Genomic DNA, 18,718 nt, shown 5'->3' on the forward strand with positions numbered 1-18,718 from the left:
TAATTTGTATTCCCTCGATTACTCTCTGACTAAAGCTGGTTTTTTATTGTCAAATGTCCAGCCAGGAATCAGATACTGCATGGCAATCGCATCATTGCGCGCCCCTAAGCCTTCTTTTAAATACAATTGATGCGCCGCATCTAGCTTTTCTCGGTCAAGTTCCAGCCCAAGGCCATGGGAATTTCTTGGAATGGTAATTTCACCGTTTTTGATTTGATGCGGATTTTTGGTCAAGCCTTCGCCATCTTGCCAAATCCAGTGGGTATCGGCGGCATTTACTTCCCCAGGTGCTGCCGCTGCAGTATGAGCGACCATCGCCAAAGAAATATCAAAATGATTATTGGAATGCACACCCCAAGTCAAATCTAAGTCATGACATAACTGCGCCACACGCACACTGCCTTGCATCGTCCAAAAATGCGGATCTGCCAGCGGAATCGTCACACTATCTAAGCGAATCGCTGCTTTCATTTCTCGCCAATCCGTTGCAACCATATTCGTCGCCGTCGGCAATCCTGTTTTTCGGCGGAATTCTGCCATCGTTTCTCTACCAGAGAAGCGACCTTCTGCACCACAAGGATCTTCTACATACGCTAATACGCCGTGAAGGTCTTTGCAAAGCGCAATTGCATCATCTAGTAACCATCCGCCATTCGGATCAAGGGTAATCCGAGCATTGGGAAATTCTTTTTTCAACGCTTTGACGGTTTGTACTTCTTCTTGCCCTGATAACACGCCGCCTTTTAATTTAAAGTCCTCAAAACCATAGCGCTCATAGGCAGCTTTCGCTAACTTGACGATTGCTTCTGGTGTCATCGCTTCTTCACGACGTAGTGCTCCCCATGAATCATCGAGCGTATTGTCAGAAGCATAAGGCAAGTCTGTTTTGTTGCGATCTGCTACATAAAACAGATAACCTAAAAACTTCACTGATTCCCGCACTTGTCCTTCACCTAACAAAGCGGCAACGGGCACCTGCATGTGCTGTCCTAGTAAATCCAACAATGGTGCTTCAACAGCAGTCATAACATGAACCGTCGTTCGTAAATCAAATGTTTGGTTCCCGCGCCCACCAGCATCCAACTGCGCATAACGTTCGTGAATCTCTTTCACGATGTTTTTGTATTCGCCCAAAGTCCGACCCACAACTAATTCACGACAGTCTTCCAATGTCTGACGAATTTTCTCACCACCTGGCACTTCTCCTAAACCTGTATTACCCGTGTCATCAGTTAAAATAACGATATTTCTAGTAAAGAAAGGGCCATGGGCTCCACTTAGATTTAATAGCATACTGTCATGTCCTGCTACAGGGACAACTTCCATTTTTACGATTTTTGGAATCATCAAAATCTCTCCTAGTCAAATTGATAGTTTTTAATATACTGTTTTCCAAAAAAAGAATACAGAGTATCGAGTGCAGACTTTTCGTCGAAAAACAGTGAATTTATGTGCTAAAGAACATTTTTAAATAAAGATCCCCAATAAGATCCCTACTAGCGTCCATGCCAAGCTGATTCCCCAGAATTTAAAGAAGGAATAACGCAAGAATTTTCGTACATTGGTTTCCCCTAAATCACAAGCCATGATGATTTGTGGTTGGGCAATCAGTGAAGCAAACGCACCAATATTAAAGAATAATGTCAAGGCAACAATATCTGGAGCAACGCCATATTCTCCTGCTAAAGCTGCAATGATCGGAATGAGCGCAAAAAACCAAGTATCGTTGGTAAACAACAGCATCAATGGTGTGCTGAAGATAGCGATCGCAATATGAACATAGGGACCAACAGCAGCGGGAATAATATTCACGAGAACTTGAACCATCGCATCCATCATGCCCGTTCCTTGCAAGATCCCGACGACAACCCCAGAAAGCAAAACGATGGGCGCAATCGGATATGTTTTTGAAGCATATTTGCTGATCAATTGATTTTGATCTTTGAAGTCCGGATAGTTCACGCACAAAGCGATGATCAAACCAGCTGCGAAAATATAGTAAGAAGGCAGGTTTGAAAACGACAAAGCGATCACTAAGAGGATGGTCAAGATCAGATTGAACCAAAATAGCTTGGGACGAGCAAGCGGTCCATAGTTTTGCTCTTTCGCTAATGAATCAGCGATCCCTTCAAACTTTTCTCCATTTGCCATATGCTTTTTATGGACACCTAAACCTAAGAAATAACCAAGGATCATCGTTCCGATAAAGACAGTGATCCAAACAGGTAGCAAGGTGGTAAATAAGGTCATCGGTGCATTGGGTACATCCGGAAGCAGACTTGCAGCCCGTAAGATCCGCGCGTTCCATGGTGTGATCGATCCTAACATGATACCGACTGAGCAAAGAAAGACGAGTATCACCGGATCGATTTTCAACTTCTTAAATAGCGGCAAAAACAACGGGATCGCAATTAGATAGGTCGACATGACACTTCCATCTAATGTGGTGATCACAGAAATAAACACAGTCAAGCTGCAGAGAATCGGCGCTTTGATTTTTACTTTTTTCAAAAACTTGAATACCATAATATCGAAAACTGCTGCATCAGATATCAGAGAAAAATAAGGTAATGAAAACATGATCATCAAAAAGATGTCTCGTGTCATATCAAGACCGTCAGCGATATATCCTTCCGTCGCTGTCCAGCTTGCCCCGCTTAAAAAAGAAAATGCGACAGGTATCAATGCAAAACAGACAAGTATATTTATTTTATTTCTTAGTAATAAACCCGTGATCAATGTCATCATGACAAAGCCAAGAATAGCTAAATAGCTCATTTTTTATATCCCTCCGAATAATAGATCAGTCAAAGAGGAATATAGCCGAAACTTCAAGCAAAAATTTCAGCTATATCTCTGACATCAAGTAGTCCTTCAATAAATACCTTTAGCGCACAAAGCAAGGTTTTTTTGAGTCAAACTGCCAATCTTCAATAAAGTATTGCATCGCAATTGAATCATCACGATCACGGTATTTTGGGTCCATTGACTGGTACAATTGATGTGCTTCCAGCAATTTCTCCATATTGATTTCAATACCTAGGCCAGGTTTATCGGTGATTTTGATCACGCCATCTTGAATCAAGACAGTGTCATCGCAAAGTTCTTGTCCATCCTGCCAAATCCAGTGTGTATCGATTGGTGTAATATTTCCTGGTGCAGCTGCGGCACACTGTGCGAACGTTGCCAACGTAATATCAAAATGGTTATTGGAGTGAGAACCCCAAGTCAATCCCCAGTCATTCAAAATTTGGGCCATGCGAACACTTCCGTTTAATGTCCAGAAATGCGGATCAGCCAGAACGATATCTACTGCTTTTGAATTTAATGCATGATAAAATTGTCGCCAGTTGGTCGCAATCATATTTGTTGCCACTTGATGTCTCGTGGCTGTTTTGAATTCATTCATGATCTCACGACTTGAAAAACCTGCTTCAGGGCCACATGGATCCTCCACATAAGAAATCGTGTCTAGTTTGTCTTTGCAAAGCTCGATTGCCTCTGCTAACGACCAAGCACCATTAGGATCAATATTGATCCGCGCTTCTGGAAACGCCTCATGTAAAGCAACTACTGCTTCCATTTCCTCTGTTCCCTTCAGCACGCCACCTTTGACTTTGAAATTTTTGAACCCATAGCGTGTCTCAAGTGCTTTTGCTTGCTGCACCATTCCCTCAGGTGTTAATGTTTCCTGTCTTCTAATGCGCTCCCACTCATCTTTTGGCTCTTCCTCTATGCGATAAGGCAGATCGGTTTTCCCTGCATCGGCGATATAAAACAAATACCCCAACACTTCAACTTCATTACGCTGCTGACCATCACCTAATAACGCACACATTGGTTTATTTAGAAACTTACCAAGCAGATCCAGCATCGCACATTCAACCGCTGCCTCCGCTTGGACGACAAATTTCAGATTTTTTAAATCCAACCCTTGAAGTCCTTCCCCATCGTTTCCTTTCATCGCCGCTGCATTTTTGCGAATCGTTGTAATCACATTACGATAATTGGCAATTTCTTGCCCCACGACAAAAGGAATGTAACTCTCCAGCATTTTGGTGATGTCTTCACCGCCATGGATCTCACCAATGCCTCTATTCCCAGTTTCGTCTTCTAATACAACAATATTCCTCGTAAAATAAGGTGCATGACACCCGCTTAAGGTAAGGGTCGGACTGTCATAACCAGCAATCGGAAACACCTGCATCTTTGTCACTTTTGGAGAACCATTTTTACTCATATTCATTCCACCTTCTCTATTATTTTTGGTTTGTTCAGTTTGAAGAAAAAACATGATTCGTAATCAAAACGCTTTAGGTTTTTATAAATTGCTTCCTGTGCATACCACTGAACCCTTCTTCGCTCATTCTTGTTAACAAAATCACAATCCATTGGTCAGTAAATGTTTTTGAAGAATTCTGCTCATTTTTCGAGCAATCGAAACAAAAATCAGTTTCTAGAAAGAAGGGTCCGAAACACTAACTAGACTAAGGGAACTTCTGATATTTCTCGCACATTTCCAGTCATATGTCGAAAAAGCGTCAGCGTATGGAAGCGGTTTATGATCATTAACTTGCTCTAAGAATACAAATATTCTTCGCGAATAAAAAGGGTATGTGAGATAGTTATCCGCATCGTTTCTGCTTGATAAATGTTACAGAAACCATTTTAAGAATTCCAAAAAAGCCAAATTTTTTCTGTAATCGGCGGGCTACAAGCGAAAAAACTGTAGGTCACCCATCGAGAAAATAGCAAAAAAACCGATAATGCCCTTGATGACCTCTTTCAGTAAAAAGAACTAAATTTTACTGAATCAGTCGATCAAAACACATGAACGGTTTTGTCACTACTTTTTATTCTTTTTTCTGCTAACCCAAGTCCCCATTGGATAATTATGTTTGTTTTTGCCCGTTATAGACTTTTGTTATCTGTTGAAGGGACTTTTCCCCATTGATTTTTTTAGCGTCACATAGGTAACGATAGACAGTATGACTATTCCTAAGAAAATCAACCGATCATTCAAGACTTCATCCGTCTGCGGGAGAAGCTTCTGCTTATTATGGTTGGCATCATCACTTCTTGCCGAGCTGGAAGAGTGACTTGACCCACTATTATTTAGCAAACCTTCCAGTGTATTGCTTGTACTACTTGGTTCGGTAGTACTACTTGTACTGCTTTCGCTACTTGGTTCCGTGCTGCTACCTGTACTACTTTCGCTACTTGGTTCCGTGCTACTACTTGTACTGCTTTCGCTACTTGGTTCCGTGCTGCTTGTATTGCTTTCGCTACTTGGTTCCGTGCTACTACTTGTATTGCTTTCACTACTTGGTTCGGTAGTACTACTTGTACTGCTTTCGCTACTTGGTTCCGTGCTACTACTTGTATTGCTTTCACTACTTGGTTCGGTAGTACTACTTGTACTGCTTTCGCTACTTGGTTCCGTACTGCTACTTGTACTGCTTTCGCTACTTGGTTCCGTGCTACTACTAGTGCTGCTTTCGCTACTTGGTTCCGTACTACTTGTACTGCTTTCGCTACTTGGTTCCGTGCTGCTGGACTCTCCTGGTTCACCGGTTCCGCCACCACCGCCACCATAGCGTGGCGTATAGCCAGTAATACTGCTTGTTCTTGGCACATCATTGACCAAAGCATCAAGGATGCCCCGATTGGTATATTGTTCCAATGAACCATCCGTTTCTGTTTTGTAGGTAATGTAGATCCGTTCCTCCGTATCCCGCAAAGGAATTTCAAAGGACCCATCACTATTTAAAACGATCGGTACTTGCTCGACATACGTTGGGTTGGAAACGCTGGGTCCATAGACCACTCGAGCACTCGTACTAACTAAAGTCTGATGAGGACCTACAAAGTCAATAAACGTTCCATCTTTGATCGTCACTTGGTCCGTGTCAAACGAGTTGATATACACACGCCAATCAATGATCCGTTTGGGTTCTTGCGTACCTAAATACAGTCCTTGTTTGGTGAGTAAGGCACCCTCCCCTGTGTCATCCACTGCTTGAATAAAAATAGGCACCGATTGCGTCCCATTTGCCGTTTCAAAGTTGATGTTGTTGATCTGATTTTCTATCACGTCATCACTGAACTTTGTCCAAAAATAAAAGTCCCCATGTACATTGGTATTTTGTTCGACAAATTCTGTGAAAACAAAGATCAGCTGATTGCCAACTTGGGTAACATTGACCACTAAGTTGTTATTTTCATCGTATAAAGCATACGTATTATTAACGCCTTCAATCTCAGCTGGCAAGGTGACGGTCGCTTTGTCACCTGCTTTTAAATCACCTAAGTCCTCCAAACTCCAGGTCATATCTATTTTGAAGGAATCATCCTTTTCAATACTTGTGATGACCTCGTTGTGGCTATTAACGATCGATACATTTGTAATCAGCTTGGCACCCACATCGGTTTCCCCATAAACTACCCGCATACCAGCAAAAACAGGAATCAACAGCAGCAAGACAGCAAATGCTTTTCCTAAACGTTTGATCATTGGTTTCCTCCCTTAAGTGAGCGCTTAGCTAACCCCATCGGTCACAGCAATTACTGTACTCGACATGAATATTGTCATTAACAGTTGTCTTTTCGTTTCACGGTGAGAAAAATAGACTTCCAGTTGCCACATTCTTGCAGCGTATCAGCGACTGCCTAATAGAATCAGTGTTAACTAATTTTATCTGCTTTTCGGTGATTTACACAATTAAAACGCTTCATTGGTGAAAGAAAATAACAATGCAGCAAACAAAAAAACCAAATCCCAATCCGTGTTGATTGAAAGGGATTTGGCTAAAAAATAAATCACTCTGTCGGATCGGCGATCCTATCAATTTGCTGGAAGTACCGATACTGACAAACAAAGTAAAAAACGATTTGGAAAATCAAAAAGAGACTAACGATCACACCATAGTATTGCCAAACAGGCAATTCTACTAAAATACGCAGAGCGGTCATTGCCACCGCAAAATGGATCATTGCAACGACTGTTGGCAAGAAGTACATCACTTGCAGCTGGCGTCTCAGAACGTTGTGACGCTCCTTGGGCGACACACCTAAAATATGCAAGGAACGATGGTACGCCCCATCTTTATCTAAATCTGCAAATAAACGGAAATAGATAATCGAAGCGGAGAAAATAAAGAAAACCGAACCTAGTAATACCGTGATCATTAAGATGATGCCATTTCCTTGACGATTTTCTTGGAAAACTTGGTATTTTGAGGTATAAGACGTACGCATCGGAATGTCTTTTGCAGCTTCTGACCACTCTTCATCTGTATAGTCACCTTTGGCTTCAAACTCCCGACTGAGTTCTTCGTATTGCTGATCGATCAAGGCATTTTCTTTATCTAAATTCCCATTGAAATCAGATACCAATTCAGGTGTTTCAGCCCATTCTGGATAGTCTAACCAAATAAAACCAGATTCCATATCATCGTTAAATTCTTGTAAGAGAGCTTGCCATTCCTCAAAGGTCTTATCTGTCACAACTGACAATCCAAAGTAATCCAGAGAAAGCATTGAGGGGCTGTGGACAATCGTAATATCCTTTTTTATACCGGTTTCTGAACCTAATTCAAGTGGATAGATACTTGTGCGTTCGTTCTCAGGGACTTCTAGAAGCTGTTTTCGACGTGAATAATTAGCACTAAGTGTCATTATTTGATTATCTGCAACGGAATCAGCTTCCTCACCGATTTGTTTCATCATTTTCTGATAGTCGCTTTCTCGCATAATTGAAAAGCCATTCGTCGTATAAAATGAATCATTCATAACTGCAGATTCATCAAGATTCGCATAGGCCCATAGTAAGGAAACACTATCCGTTACAGGCGCATACCCTTTTTCTTCTATGGCAGTTTTAATTTCATTCATTTTCCCCTCAGAATGATCGAGGTCTTCTGGCCCCGACCACGGAAACACATAGGCTACACTGATTCCTTGGATCGAAGAAAAAGAAGAACTGCCGATCGCCAGCATCACGGAAATCCCAACGAATGCCACGGAGGTACTAATAGCGATCAGACTATACATCGCCGCATTGTCTCGCATGCGAAAGATCCATTCGCTGATAGTCAGCATCCGAGTCCCCCGTAAGAAGGTTGGGCGTTTCTTTAATCGTTTCAATAGAAATACGCTGAACTGATGGAATGACAAGATCGTGCCTGCAACAGTCAACAAGACTCCTAGCATAAGTGGCAGCATTGAGTAGGTTTGGTAGCTAAAATAAAAGACCGATCCATAGCCAACTAGTAACAGCACAATTCCTGAAAATGCCAATGCCCAATGACTTTTTGGCTCAGGACGTGGTTTTTCATTTTCCTTGATCAATGAGATGATCTGTTCTCCTTGCAAGGCGCGAGTACTGAAAAAGGAGATCAAAAGAAAAATGAAGACATAGATCCCAAAGGTCAATCCTAAAGCTTCCAGAGGAACCATAAATTTCAGTCCTTCTGTTAAGTACATGACATTTTGCGCAATCAGCAGCAACAATTTCGTCACTAAAATCCCCAACCCAATACCGGTCACTGTAGCGCCGGTCCCTAAGAAGGCATTTTCGACAAATAAAATCTTTCGCAGATCTTTTTCTTCGATCCCCAAAATCAAGTAGATCGCCAGATCACGTTTGCGTCGTTTCAAAAAGACCACAAATGTATACCATAAAAACAACAGCGACAGTAAGGCGATCACCACGAGTGCGACGGATAGACCAACCTTAGCTAAGCTTGAAAGTGTATCGCTATTAGATAAGTTTTCTTCCAATTGCGGATGAAAGAGCAAAAGACTAAAGATATAAAACACCATCGCCGCAAAGGCACTGCTGACGAAGTAGGCCGCATAAGTTCGAAAATTCCCCCGCAGATTACGATTGATCAACTGTCTGAAATTCATGACGGCGACCTCCTAAATGTGCTAGGACTTCAAGAATTTTTTGATAAAATTGCTGTTGATCAGCACCACGATAGACTTCGTTATACAGCTTTCCGTCTTTGATGAAAACGACCCGATCAGAAAAGCTGGCGGAATACGGATCATGGGTGACCATCATGGTAGTGACTTTGCGCTGCTTGTTCATCTGACTTAGTATTTCCATGACATCTCGTGCTGCCTTGGAATCAAGATTACCCGTCGGTTCGTCTGCTAAAAGCAATTCCGGCTGATGAATCAAAGCTCTAGCAATCGCAACTCGCTGCTGCTCTCCACCGGAAAGCTGATAGATGCGTTTGTCTTTTTTCTCATAGATCCCAAGTTCACGTAATAGCTGCTCCGAACGTTCTTTCATCTCAGGAACCGGCACCCGATCCAATGTCAGTGGTAAAATCACATTCTCAAGCACGCTCAATGGCGAAAGCAAATTGTAGTTTTGAAAAACAAAGCCTAATTGTCGACGACGAAACTCCGCGAGTTTTTGCTTAGATAATTCCAGTGGCTGCTCTCCCTTGAGGATCACCGAACCTGAAGTCGGTTTATCCAATGTTGCCACCAAATTCAGCATGGTGGTCTTGCCACTGCCAGATGGACCCATAATGCTGATAAATTCTCCTTCTGGCACTTTGAGATCGATTTGCTGTAAAACCTCAACAGACACTTCCCCTGTATAGGTTTTCGATACATTTTTCAATTCTAGTAAAGCCATCATCTTCACTCCTTTGCTACCAGTTTAGCAGGCGGCACCGCAATCAGTTATCGATTTCGTGATAGAAAGCTTACAAAATTGTAAGAAAGACTTCACCTCCGAAATGTTAAGGTAACCGTCGTGCCTTGATTCTCCTTAGAGGCAAGCGATACATCGATATCTAATTGCGTACTGATCGTCTCAACTAAATAAAGACCGATCCCAGTTGCCTCTCCTGTTTGCCGCCCATTCTGACCTGTATAAAAGGGGCGAAAAACCCGCGGTAGATCCGCTGCTGCAATCCCGCAGCCTTCATCTGCGATCGTTAAGCTTCTAGAAAAAGGATCGATCTCAAAATAGACCTTACTGTCTGGCTTGGAGTACTTGATGGCGTTGCTGATGAGTTGAAAGAGCAGAATACCTAGCCATTTTTTGTCTGTTGTCACCGTGATATCTGCTTCACTCATCAGCTTCGGATAGACTTCACTACGAATAAAATTCCGCTTCTGGTCACCGATACTGCGTTTTAACAATTCCAACAGTGAGGCTGACTCGATAACGAAGTCCTCCGTGAAATCTTCCAAGCGCACAAAATTCAGCGCAGTCGCCAAGCCACTTTTTAAGCGATCTGTTTCAGCCAAAAGATCATAGCTATCGACTTCTTCACTTTCAGCCATTAGCGCCAAAACTGAGACAGGTGTTTTCATTTGATGAACCCAGATATTCATGAAACGAATATGATTTTTATGGTGCTGATCTAGTTCTGTCAGCCGCTCTTGCTCTTGCTGTTCATGTGCATCGAACTGCTTGCGCCATTGCTTGGAAAGGTAGCCATTGCTTCGATGTGTCGCTCTTCCATGCTTGATATACTGATAAAACGCAGTATTGGAAAGGTAATCTGCCAAATAAACAAGAACAATGAACAGCCCGAATAGAAGCAGACCATAACCAATTACGAGGTAATTTCGATAGCCATCCAACCAAATCACTAAAACGAACAATGAAATGGCTAGGACGGTAACGAGTAGTTTAGGTAAATGAACACTTGCATATGCTTTCATTCTTCCGTACCTACCACTGATAAAGCGTAGCCCTTTCCGCGAATCGTTTGGATCGGATCATTGATGCCCATTGCCGCCAATTTTTTTCGCAAACGGCCGACATTGACAGAAAGCGTATTGTCATCAACGAAGCGCTCATCATCCCATAATAGATTTAAGATCCGTTCCCGTTTGACCATCTCTGGGTGTGCCGACATTAACAGGGTCAATAATTCTCCTTCTCGAACAGTCAGCCATTCACTGGCTTCACGATAGACCATCTTCAATGCTTCGGGATAGTAGATCAATTCGCCAGCTTTCAAACTTCTCGCCCGATCAGACTGTGCATAATCCCCGTAGACTCTACGAATGTGGCTTTTTACTTTTGCCAGCAGCAAATCATAAGAAAAAGGTTTGACTAGATAATCATCAGCACCATATTCTAGAGCCATCACTTGATCCATATTGCCGTCACGGGCGGAGATGAAGAGAATTGGAACCAACGAGCGTTCCCTGATTTTTTGGCACCAATAAAACCCATCATAATAAGGAAGATTGACATCCAACAAAACCAAATCAGGTTGGATCATCAAGAATTCATCTAAAACCGCAGCGAAATTTTCTGGAACAAAGGTTTGATACGCATAGCGGGATAATTGATTTTCCATCATTTTGACTAACGATTTGTCATCTTCGACCACGAATATTTTCATATAAATCCTCCTGTTTTCTCTAAAGTTTACCAAATCTGTGTGAAAAAAACTGCAAAATTCCAGCTTTTTTAAAAAAAGTGTACTTATTTATTGTAAGCAAAATTATTTTATAGTATACTACATTTTGTGATTAAAACTTACTTAAAGTAAAGGTGGAAAAAAATGAAAAATATTTTAGTTGTTAAAGCCAATAACCGTCCTGATGGAGTATCTGCAAAAATGTTTGATACGTTCGTTGAAAATCTTGATACCAACAATGTGGACGTTGTAACCTTTGATGTGTACGCACAACCAATGCCTTATATCGGTCAAACGTTATTTGAAGCATTTGGCAAACTTTCACAAGAACAAGAATTAAACCAAGAAGAACAAGAATTGATGACTGTCCGTCAAGACGTGATGAACAAATTCGCAGCAGCGGATACCATCGTTTTCGCTTTCCCAATGTGGAACTTAACGATTCCTGCTGCCTTGCACACATTCATCGACTACATCTTCCAAGCTGGCTTTACTTTCTCTTATAACGAAGATGGTTCAATGAACCAATTATTGAAAGACAAAGAAATCGTTCTATTGAATGCCCGTGGTGGTGTTTACTCAGGCGAAATGAGCGCAATGGAAAACGCTGTAACCTTTATGGAAAAAGTTTTCGGTGGTATGTTCGGCATGAACATCACAGAAGAAGTAATCATTGAAGGCCACAATGCAGATCCTTCTAAAACAGCAGAAATCATTGCTGAAGGTTTAGAACGCGTAGCAGCTGCTGCGAAAAAATTCTAATCATTGCTATCGATCAACTCCTCAACAAAGCGCTATTGCTTGTTGAGGAGTTTTTTTATCCAAAAGCGTAGCTCGTCTATGGGATCGATAAAACAAAGAGGCCCCATAGAACACAGCGGTCTAAGGGGCTAAATCTCTTTTATTTTGATGCTTTCCAATCAAAAGGCAACAGCTCTTCTAGCGTCATGATTTTTCCTGCTGCGATCATGACCTGCGTGTTATGGTTGGCAGGATCCAGCTGGCTGATAAATTCACGGCAACGACCACAAGGTGGGATCGGCTCACCTGCCGTATTGATTGCAACCATCTGTAACACCCGCTGCTGACCATCGGTGATCATTTGCGCAGCCGCAGCCTGTTCGGCGCAAAAACCCATAGAACAGCTGGTATCGATACAGATCCCTGTATAAATCTGTCCATCTGCAGTAGCCAGAGCTGCCGCGACACTCCCTGCTTCTGCAAATTGAGAGAGCTGTCTGAATCCCAGTTTTTGTTTCGCGGCATCGATCAGCAACTGAAAGTCCATTTTTCTTCCTCCAATAATAAGCTGGCTCATGGTTAAATGAACCGTTTAAGCACCCGCCATGATTTTCGTCAATAGCTCAGGATCAAATGTCTTTTCCCGCAGCATCTCGATTTCATAGCCATAAGGGGCTTTTTTATTCTTTTTGTCTTCGCCGACATAGGGTGTTTCCAAAATTTTCGGTAACGCTGATAATTGCTCATGATGAACGATCTTATTCAAGGCTTCAAAGCCGATCGTGCCAAAACCAATGTTCGCATGTCGGTCTTTGTGGCTGCCCTGTGGATTTTTTGAATCATTGACATGGATGACCTTCAAGCGATCCAACCCGATGATTTTGTCAAACTCGTTTAACACGCCGTCAAAGTCTTCTTTGACATTGTAGCCAGCATCGTTCGTGTGACAAGTATCTAGTGTAACGGATAATTTTTCATTTAAGGTGACACCATCGATAATTGCTGCCAATTCTTCAAAGCTGCGACCAATCTCGGTGCCTTTACCTGCCATTGTTTCTAATGCGATCTGAGCAGTTTGATTTTTTTCAAGGACCTCGTTTAAGCCTTTAATGATCTGCTTGATCCCAGCTTCTGGTCCTGCACCGACATGGGCACCGGGGTGCAATGTGATTTGAGTTGCACCTAAAGCTTGGGCTCGTTGGATTTCTTCTTGTAAGAACGAAACAGCAAAGCCAAAGTTTTCTGGTTTGATGGTATTGCCTAAATTAATGATGTACGGGGCATGGACGACGATATTCGAAATTCCTTTTTCCGTCATAAAATCTTGTCCAGCTGCGATCTGCATCTCTTCGATCGGTTTGCGCCGCGTGTTTTGCGGAGCTCCGGTATAGATCATAAACGTAGTAGCTTGATAGCTAGCTGCCTCTTCTGCTGCTCCTAAAAGCATTTTTTTGCCGCTCATTGAAACGTGTGAACCAATCAACATTTTTCTTTTCCTCCTAAATCTAGTCTTCTCTATTATCGATAAAAGCGCCTTGTAAAGCGATTATTTTGCTCATTGCCGTATTTTTTTATCAAGCGAGTCCAAATAACATCAGAACACCCGTCATTAGCGGCATACTTATCAAAAAGCTAATGGAAGAAACGAACCCCACCGCTTCTTCCTCCATTCCAGCAATCACGGAATTAATGACACCGAATAAAGGAATTGGAGCAAACATTAACAAACAAAGAACTGGCTTTAATAAAACTGGGATTGGTAAAACATAGAAAGCTGCGAACAGCACGAATGCCAGTCCGTACCGCAAGCTTAAAATTTTGATCACTGTTTGGGTGGTGTGCTTCGGTAAGCGGAAATCCAAAAATAAGCCAATCATAAACATGGACAAAAACGTATTTGCGATCCCGATTGGTTGGACAAGCGCCAATGCCGCTTCGGGAATCCTCCAATCCGCACTGCGGATAATCAGCATCACTAGATAAATAGTAAACGTTGGCGAACGCAGGAGATTCAAAAAGATTTTCCCTGGTTCAAACGTCGTCCGCTTTCCAATCAAGAATTCGATGAAAATCGTCGTTCCCCCTGCCAACATGATACTGTTCCCCATATCAAACAGCGAAATCAGCGGAATCCCTAAAGGATAAAAGCTTTGGGCAAAAGGAATCGCAAAATTGCCGATATTAAAGCCTGAACCGCAGTACATCGCAAACTGCTGCAGCGTGTTCGATTCTTTTTTGGTCAAGAAAAATGCGAAGAGGATCTGGACGATCGTAATGATCAACGCGATCACAATCAAACTAAGCGCACTGACTTGTACTTGCATTGAAGCTAAATTCAAAATGATTGCTGCCGGTAACGTCACATTCAAAATAATTTTGGATAAGATCGAGCCATCCGCTTTTGAAAGGACATTTAGCCGCTTAAGAAAATACCCTAAGAAGATCATGGCAAATAAACCGGCGGCATTCAACACTATATTTCCCATTCCAACAAAAACCCTTCCTCTACAAAAATTTGAAAAAAGCGAACCAACAAGGCGGTTCGCTTTTTGCGATTAAAATGTTAATAAGAAATATTTTTTCTTGCCACGACGAATCACGACGTATTTTCCACCGATCCGATCACTTGCTTGGAGCTCGTACGTTAGGTCTTGGACGCGTTCCCCATTGATGTAGATGGCACCATTTTGTACATCTTCTCTTGCTTGACGTTTTGATGGTTCGATTTTAGCAGTCGTCAACACTTCAACGATGTTCAAAGAATCATCCGCTGTTACCTGATGACTAGGAACCCCTTTAAAGCCTTGTTCGATCTCTTCAGCGTTCAATTCTTTGATATTGCCGCTGAATAAACTTGCTGAGATGCGTACGGCTTGTTCATAAGCCTCTGCCCCATGAACCAAAGTAGTGACTTCTTTTGCCAAAGCTTTTTGTGCTGCTCGAGATTCTGGTGCAGCGTTAAATTCTGCTTCGATCGCAGCGATCTCTTCTAATGATAAGAAGGTGAAATATTTCAAGAATTTGACTGCATCACGATCATCCGTATTGATCCAGAATTGGTAGAACTCGTAAGGCGTTGTTTTCTTGGCATCTAGCCAAACCGCATTGCCTTCTGTTTTCCCAAATTTCGTTCCATCTGCTTTTGTGATCAATGGCATAGTCAAACCGAACCCTTGAACTTCACGCTCACGACGTAATAATTCGATCCCAGAGGTGATATTGCCCCATTGATCGCTACCGCCCAATTGTAATAAGCAACCGTGGTTGTCGTAAAGGTTCAAAAAGTCATAGGCTTGTAAAAGCTGGTATGCAAATTCCGTGTAGGAAATTCCTGTTTCGATCCGACGTTTGACACTTTCTTTGCTCATCATGTAGTTGATGGTAAAGTTTTTCCCCGTGTCACGCAAGAAATCAATCAGTTTCAATTCCCCTAACCATTCATAGTTATTGGCAATGATGGCAGGATTTTCTTGGTCATCAAAATCAATAAAGCGAGATAATTGGCTCTTGATACTTTGGGACCATTCTAAAACGGTATCTAGTGTGTTTAATTGACGTTCTTGATCTTTAAAGGATGGGTCACCGATCATTCCGGTACCGCCGCCTACTAATGCGATCGGCACATGTCCGTTTTGTTGGAAACGGCGCAACATTAAAATAGGCAATAAATGACCAATATGCAGGCTATCTGCGGTAGGATCAAAGCCGATATATAGTTTCACAGACTCTTCATTTAATTGTTTGGTCAAGGCTGCTTCGTCTGTGGTCTGATGAACTAATCCGCGTTGCTTTAGCTCTTCAAAAAAGTCTGTACTCATTCTTTCTCCTCCTAATAATTGCTTCATTGTTCATCTTAACTGAAAAAGAGGTCAATGAAAAGTCTTTCTCTCAAAGTCCTTTACCAAAAAAGAAACTTTTAGGCAAATCCGTTCATTTTCCTTTATTATCGCTGGTTCAATACAAACACCAACTGGCATTTTCTCCCACACTTCTTTCGATAACAGATAGGGTGCTACCCAAGCGCCTTGTTTTTTGCTATAATTACACGGAATCTATTCTAATTTATTGAGGTGACTCTTTTTGTCCCAGAAAACGAAAAATCAAAAGAATACAGAAAACAAAAATAGAGGCTGGTTCTATTTCAACATCAGTCTTAGGGTTTTACATGCCTTGTTCTTAGTTGCTATTTCTTTGCTGGTGCTAGGCGGTTCTTTAGCCTTAGGGATCGGTGCCGGCTACTTTGCTTTTCTTGTGGAAGATACCGCAGCTCCTTCTAAAGATGAGTTACAAAAAGAATTGACCGACATCACAGAGACTTCTCAACTCGCATACGCTGATGGCAGCAAAATCGCAACGATTCGCTCGGATCTAATGCGAACATCGGTTAATTCCGATCAAATTTCAGATTATTTGAAAAAAGCGATCATCGCAACAGAGGACGAATATTTTAATATTCATAATGGGGTCGTACCAAAAGCAGTCGTGCGGGCATTATTATCAGAAGCGACAGGCTTTGGCGGCAGCGGGGGTTCCACTTTGACCCAGCAGCTGGTAAAACAACAAATCCTTTCCAGTGAAACGACCTTCAAACGCAAAGCCAATGAGATTTTATTAGCCATGGAAGTGGAGAAATTTTTCGATAAAGATGAGATCGTCACCATGTATCTAAACATCTCCCCTTTCGGTCGGAACAATAAAGGGCAAAATATCGCAGGTGTGCAAGAAGCGGCGCAAGGAATTTTTGGCGTCAACGCAGCTGACCTATCTTTACCACAAGCAGCCTTTATTGCGGGTCTGCCACAAAGCCCGATCGTCTACAGCCCTTATACAAATACGGGTGAGATCAAGGAAAACTTGACCGCTGGCTTAGAACGGAAAGACTTCGTGCTCTTCAGTATGTATCGTAACCACGATATTACGAAAGAGGAATACGAAGAGGCGCTTAATTATGACTTGAAGCAAGACTTCAAAAAACAAGAAGCCATTGAACAAACGGATCAAAGCTTCCTTTATTACACTGTGTTAAATGAAGCAAAAGACATTATTGCCAAACAGCTGGCAGATGAAGATGATGTCAGTGACGAAGAATACGCCAAAGAGGAAACCTATCAAAAATACTTCGAATTGGCGCAGCAAAAACTTGTTAATGGTGGCTATACCGTCACATCAACGATCGATAAAGATATTTATAATGCGATGCAAGATGCCGTCGACAAATACGGCTATATGCTAGACAACTGGGGTGACTCCACCATCGAAGTCGGCAATGTCATGATGGACAACGCCACTGGGAAAGTACTAGGCTTTATTGGCGGTCGTAACTATGCTGACAATCAATTCAACCATGCCTTTGATGCCAAACGCCAAGCTGGTTCAAGTATCAAACCCATGCTGGTTTACGGACCGGCAATCGAAAGTGGCTTGATGGGCTCTGAATCAATGGTTTCTGATTATGCTGCAAAATGGCGAACAGGAGAAAACGCCGGTGAGCCGATCGTCAATGCCACAAACCGTGGAACCAATACTTTTATGTCGATTCGTGAATCATTGGAGGTTTCCAGTAATATCGCAGCGACAAATATTTTCCAAGATCTTTGGGAAAAAGAAGGCGATCATTTTTATGCCTACACAAATTATTTAAGCAAAATGGGCTATCCCGAAGACAATAGCTGGGCGTATGAATCAGCGCCATTAGGGGTTACAGATGTCACAGTCTTGAATCAAACGAATGGCTTCCAAACATTTGCCAATAATGGTGTTTATCAGCAAGGCTATATCATCGAATCAATCAAAGACAATGAAGGCGAAGTGCTTTACCAGCATGAAGCCAAACCTGTCCAAGTCTTTTCAGAAGCGACGGCTTCCATCATGACCGACATGATGCGTAGTGTCATCGATGAGCAAAAAACCAGTTCCTTTAAATCGGTTATCAGCGGATTGGATTGGAACCTCGGAAATGCCGATTGGGTCGGAAAAACTGGTTCCACCAACAACTGGTCGGACTCTTGGCTAGTCGTCTCCACCCCATCGATCACCATCAGCAGCTGGTCAGGTCGAGATGACAATAAAGGGACCGATAGCGCTGCAGGAACTCGGACAGCTAACTATATGGCTTACTTGATCAATCGTATTTATCAAACAAACCAAGAAGTCTTTGGTGTGAATCAGAAGTTTGAACTTTCTAGTGATGTCAAAAAAGCTCAAGTTTCCAAGTTTACTGGTACCCAACCAGGAGGAACCGTGCGAGTCGATAATCGAACCTATACGAATCCAAGCAGTACCGTTACTTCGTATTGGGCCACTGGCGGACCAGATACGGTCGATTTCAAATTTGGACTCGGTGGTTCAGATACAAACTATGCTGACTATTGGAAAAAAGCATCTTCTAGCCGTTCAACCAATCGTTCGTCGAATACATCATCGAATAACGGATCCAACAATGTTACACCTACGGCAAATGATGAAGATGACGATGAGGAACAGCAAGACAATAATCAACAAAATACCAACAATAATGATGACTGATCAGCCTTGTGCTGATCAGTTTTTTTATGCAAAAAAAAAGTGTGAGG

The 18,718-nt window shown here is 42.3% G+C and carries 14 protein-coding genes; 2 read left to right on the top strand and 12 right to left on the bottom strand.

The features are described from left to right. Positions 1–18: 18 nt before the first annotated feature. From IGJ15_RS09335 to IGJ15_RS09370, 8 genes are all read right to left on the bottom strand, one after another. A complete protein-coding gene (locus IGJ15_RS09335) occupies positions 19–1,347 on the bottom strand; it encodes an enolase C-terminal domain-like protein (RefSeq protein ID WP_175445283.1) in 1,329 nt (442 codons plus the stop codon). Between the two features lie 120 nt (positions 1,348–1,467). Then, positions 1,468–2,778, bottom strand: a complete 1,311-nt coding sequence (locus IGJ15_RS09340) for an SLC13 family permease (RefSeq protein WP_010748022.1) — start codon at positions 2,776–2,778, stop codon at positions 1,468–1,470. Between the two features lie 109 nt (positions 2,779–2,887). Then, entirely contained in the window at positions 2,888–4,240 is a 1,353-nt protein-coding gene (locus IGJ15_RS09345) for an enolase C-terminal domain-like protein (protein ID WP_010748021.1), read from the bottom strand. 684 nt (positions 4,241–4,924) lie between these two features. Next, positions 4,925–6,514 (bottom strand): Ig-like domain-containing protein, encoded by a 1,590-nt coding sequence (locus tag IGJ15_RS09350; protein WP_016249836.1) that lies wholly within the window; start codon positions 6,512–6,514, stop codon positions 4,925–4,927. A 305-nt stretch (positions 6,515–6,819) separates the two neighbouring features. Beyond that, complete coding sequence (locus IGJ15_RS09355) at positions 6,820–8,910, bottom strand: ABC transporter permease (RefSeq protein ID WP_010748019.1); 2,091 nt, start codon at positions 8,908–8,910, stop codon at positions 6,820–6,822. After that, on the bottom strand, positions 8,882–9,658 hold the full coding sequence (locus tag IGJ15_RS09360) for an ABC transporter ATP-binding protein (RefSeq protein WP_010748018.1): 777 nt from the start codon (positions 9,656–9,658) through the stop codon (positions 8,882–8,884). The genes IGJ15_RS09355 and IGJ15_RS09360 overlap by 29 nt, the downstream gene beginning before the upstream one ends. Before the next feature lie 89 nt (positions 9,659–9,747). Next, complete coding sequence (locus IGJ15_RS09365) at positions 9,748–10,695, bottom strand: sensor histidine kinase (RefSeq protein ID WP_010748017.1); 948 nt, start codon at positions 10,693–10,695, stop codon at positions 9,748–9,750. Continuing rightward, on the bottom strand, positions 10,692–11,387 hold the full coding sequence (locus tag IGJ15_RS09370) for a response regulator transcription factor (RefSeq protein ID WP_010748016.1): 696 nt from the start codon (positions 11,385–11,387) through the stop codon (positions 10,692–10,694). Before IGJ15_RS09370 ends, IGJ15_RS09365 begins: the two co-directional genes overlap by 4 nt. A 162-nt stretch (positions 11,388–11,549) precedes the next feature. Here IGJ15_RS09370 and IGJ15_RS09375 point away from each other — a divergent pair, with 162 nt between their 5' ends. Next, complete coding sequence (locus tag IGJ15_RS09375; protein ID WP_005225804.1) at positions 11,550–12,167, top strand: FMN-dependent NADH-azoreductase; 618 nt, start codon at positions 11,550–11,552, stop codon at positions 12,165–12,167. 139 nt (positions 12,168–12,306) lie between these two features. Here the strand turns inward: IGJ15_RS09375 and IGJ15_RS09380 are convergent, their stop codons facing one another. The 4 genes from IGJ15_RS09380 to tyrS all read right to left on the bottom strand — a co-directional run bounded on the left by IGJ15_RS09380 (position 12,307) and on the right by tyrS (position 15,964). Then, the gene (locus tag IGJ15_RS09380; RefSeq protein WP_010748015.1) at positions 12,307–12,693 is read right to left on the bottom strand and encodes a cytidine deaminase family protein; all 387 of its coding nucleotides are present in this window, start codon (positions 12,691–12,693) and stop codon (positions 12,307–12,309) included. A 45-nt stretch (positions 12,694–12,738) separates the two neighbouring features. Further along, positions 12,739–13,632: a deoxyribonuclease IV gene (locus IGJ15_RS09385; protein ID WP_010748014.1), complete on the bottom strand. Its 894-nt coding sequence runs from the start codon at positions 13,630–13,632 to the stop codon at positions 12,739–12,741. 88 nt (positions 13,633–13,720) lie between these two features. Further along, positions 13,721–14,632, bottom strand: coding sequence for an AEC family transporter (locus tag IGJ15_RS09390; protein ID WP_167822875.1), 912 nt, complete (start codon positions 14,630–14,632; stop codon positions 13,721–13,723). Positions 14,633–14,701: 69 nt separating this feature from the next. After that, a complete protein-coding gene (gene tyrS, locus IGJ15_RS09395; RefSeq protein WP_010748012.1) occupies positions 14,702–15,964 on the bottom strand; it encodes a tyrosine--tRNA ligase in 1,263 nt (420 codons plus the stop codon). Between the two features lie 262 nt (positions 15,965–16,226). Here tyrS and IGJ15_RS09400 point away from each other — a divergent pair, with 262 nt between their 5' ends. After that, positions 16,227–18,671 carry a transglycosylase domain-containing protein gene (locus tag IGJ15_RS09400; protein WP_010748011.1) on the top strand — a complete coding sequence of 815 codons (2,445 nt, stop codon included), beginning with the start codon at positions 16,227–16,229 and terminating at the stop codon, positions 18,669–18,671. The last annotated feature ends 47 nt before the right edge of the window (positions 18,672–18,718 follow it).

The organism is Enterococcus sp. AZ079 (genome assembly GCF_050547255.1).
In the GTDB taxonomy this organism is placed as follows: domain Bacteria; phylum Bacillota; class Bacilli; order Lactobacillales; family Enterococcaceae; genus Enterococcus_D; species Enterococcus_D casseliflavus.

Coding starts and splice junctions, on each gene's coding strand:
- IGJ15_RS09335 (WP_175445283.1), bottom strand. CDS start 1,347: ATGATTCCAAAAATCGTAAAAATGGAAGTTGTCCCTGTAGCAGGACAT.
- IGJ15_RS09340 (WP_010748022.1), bottom strand. CDS start 2,778: ATGAGCTATTTAGCTATTCTTGGCTTTGTCATGATGACATTGATCACG.
- IGJ15_RS09345 (WP_010748021.1), bottom strand. CDS start 4,240: ATGAGTAAAAATGGTTCTCCAAAAGTGACAAAGATGCAGGTGTTTCCG.
- IGJ15_RS09350 (WP_016249836.1), bottom strand. CDS start 6,514: ATGATCAAACGTTTAGGAAAAGCATTTGCTGTCTTGCTGCTGTTGATT.
- IGJ15_RS09355 (WP_010748019.1), bottom strand. CDS start 8,910: ATGAATTTCAGACAGTTGATCAATCGTAATCTGCGGGGGAATTTTCGA.
- IGJ15_RS09360 (WP_010748018.1), bottom strand. CDS start 9,658: ATGATGGCTTTACTAGAATTGAAAAATGTATCGAAAACCTATACAGGG.
- IGJ15_RS09365 (WP_010748017.1), bottom strand. CDS start 10,695: ATGAAAGCATATGCAAGTGTTCATTTACCTAAACTACTCGTTACCGTC.
- IGJ15_RS09370 (WP_010748016.1), bottom strand. CDS start 11,387: ATGAAAATATTCGTGGTCGAAGATGACAAATCGTTAGTCAAAATGATG.
- IGJ15_RS09375 (WP_005225804.1), top strand. CDS start 11,550: ATGAAAAATATTTTAGTTGTTAAAGCCAATAACCGTCCTGATGGAGTA.
- IGJ15_RS09380 (WP_010748015.1), bottom strand. CDS start 12,693: ATGGACTTTCAGTTGCTGATCGATGCCGCGAAACAAAAACTGGGATTC.
- IGJ15_RS09385 (WP_010748014.1), bottom strand. CDS start 13,632: ATGTTGATTGGTTCACACGTTTCAATGAGCGGCAAAAAAATGCTTTTA.
- IGJ15_RS09390 (WP_167822875.1), bottom strand. CDS start 14,632: ATGGGAAATATAGTGTTGAATGCCGCCGGTTTATTTGCCATGATCTTC.
- tyrS (WP_010748012.1), bottom strand. CDS start 15,964: ATGAGTACAGACTTTTTTGAAGAGCTAAAGCAACGCGGATTAGTTCAT.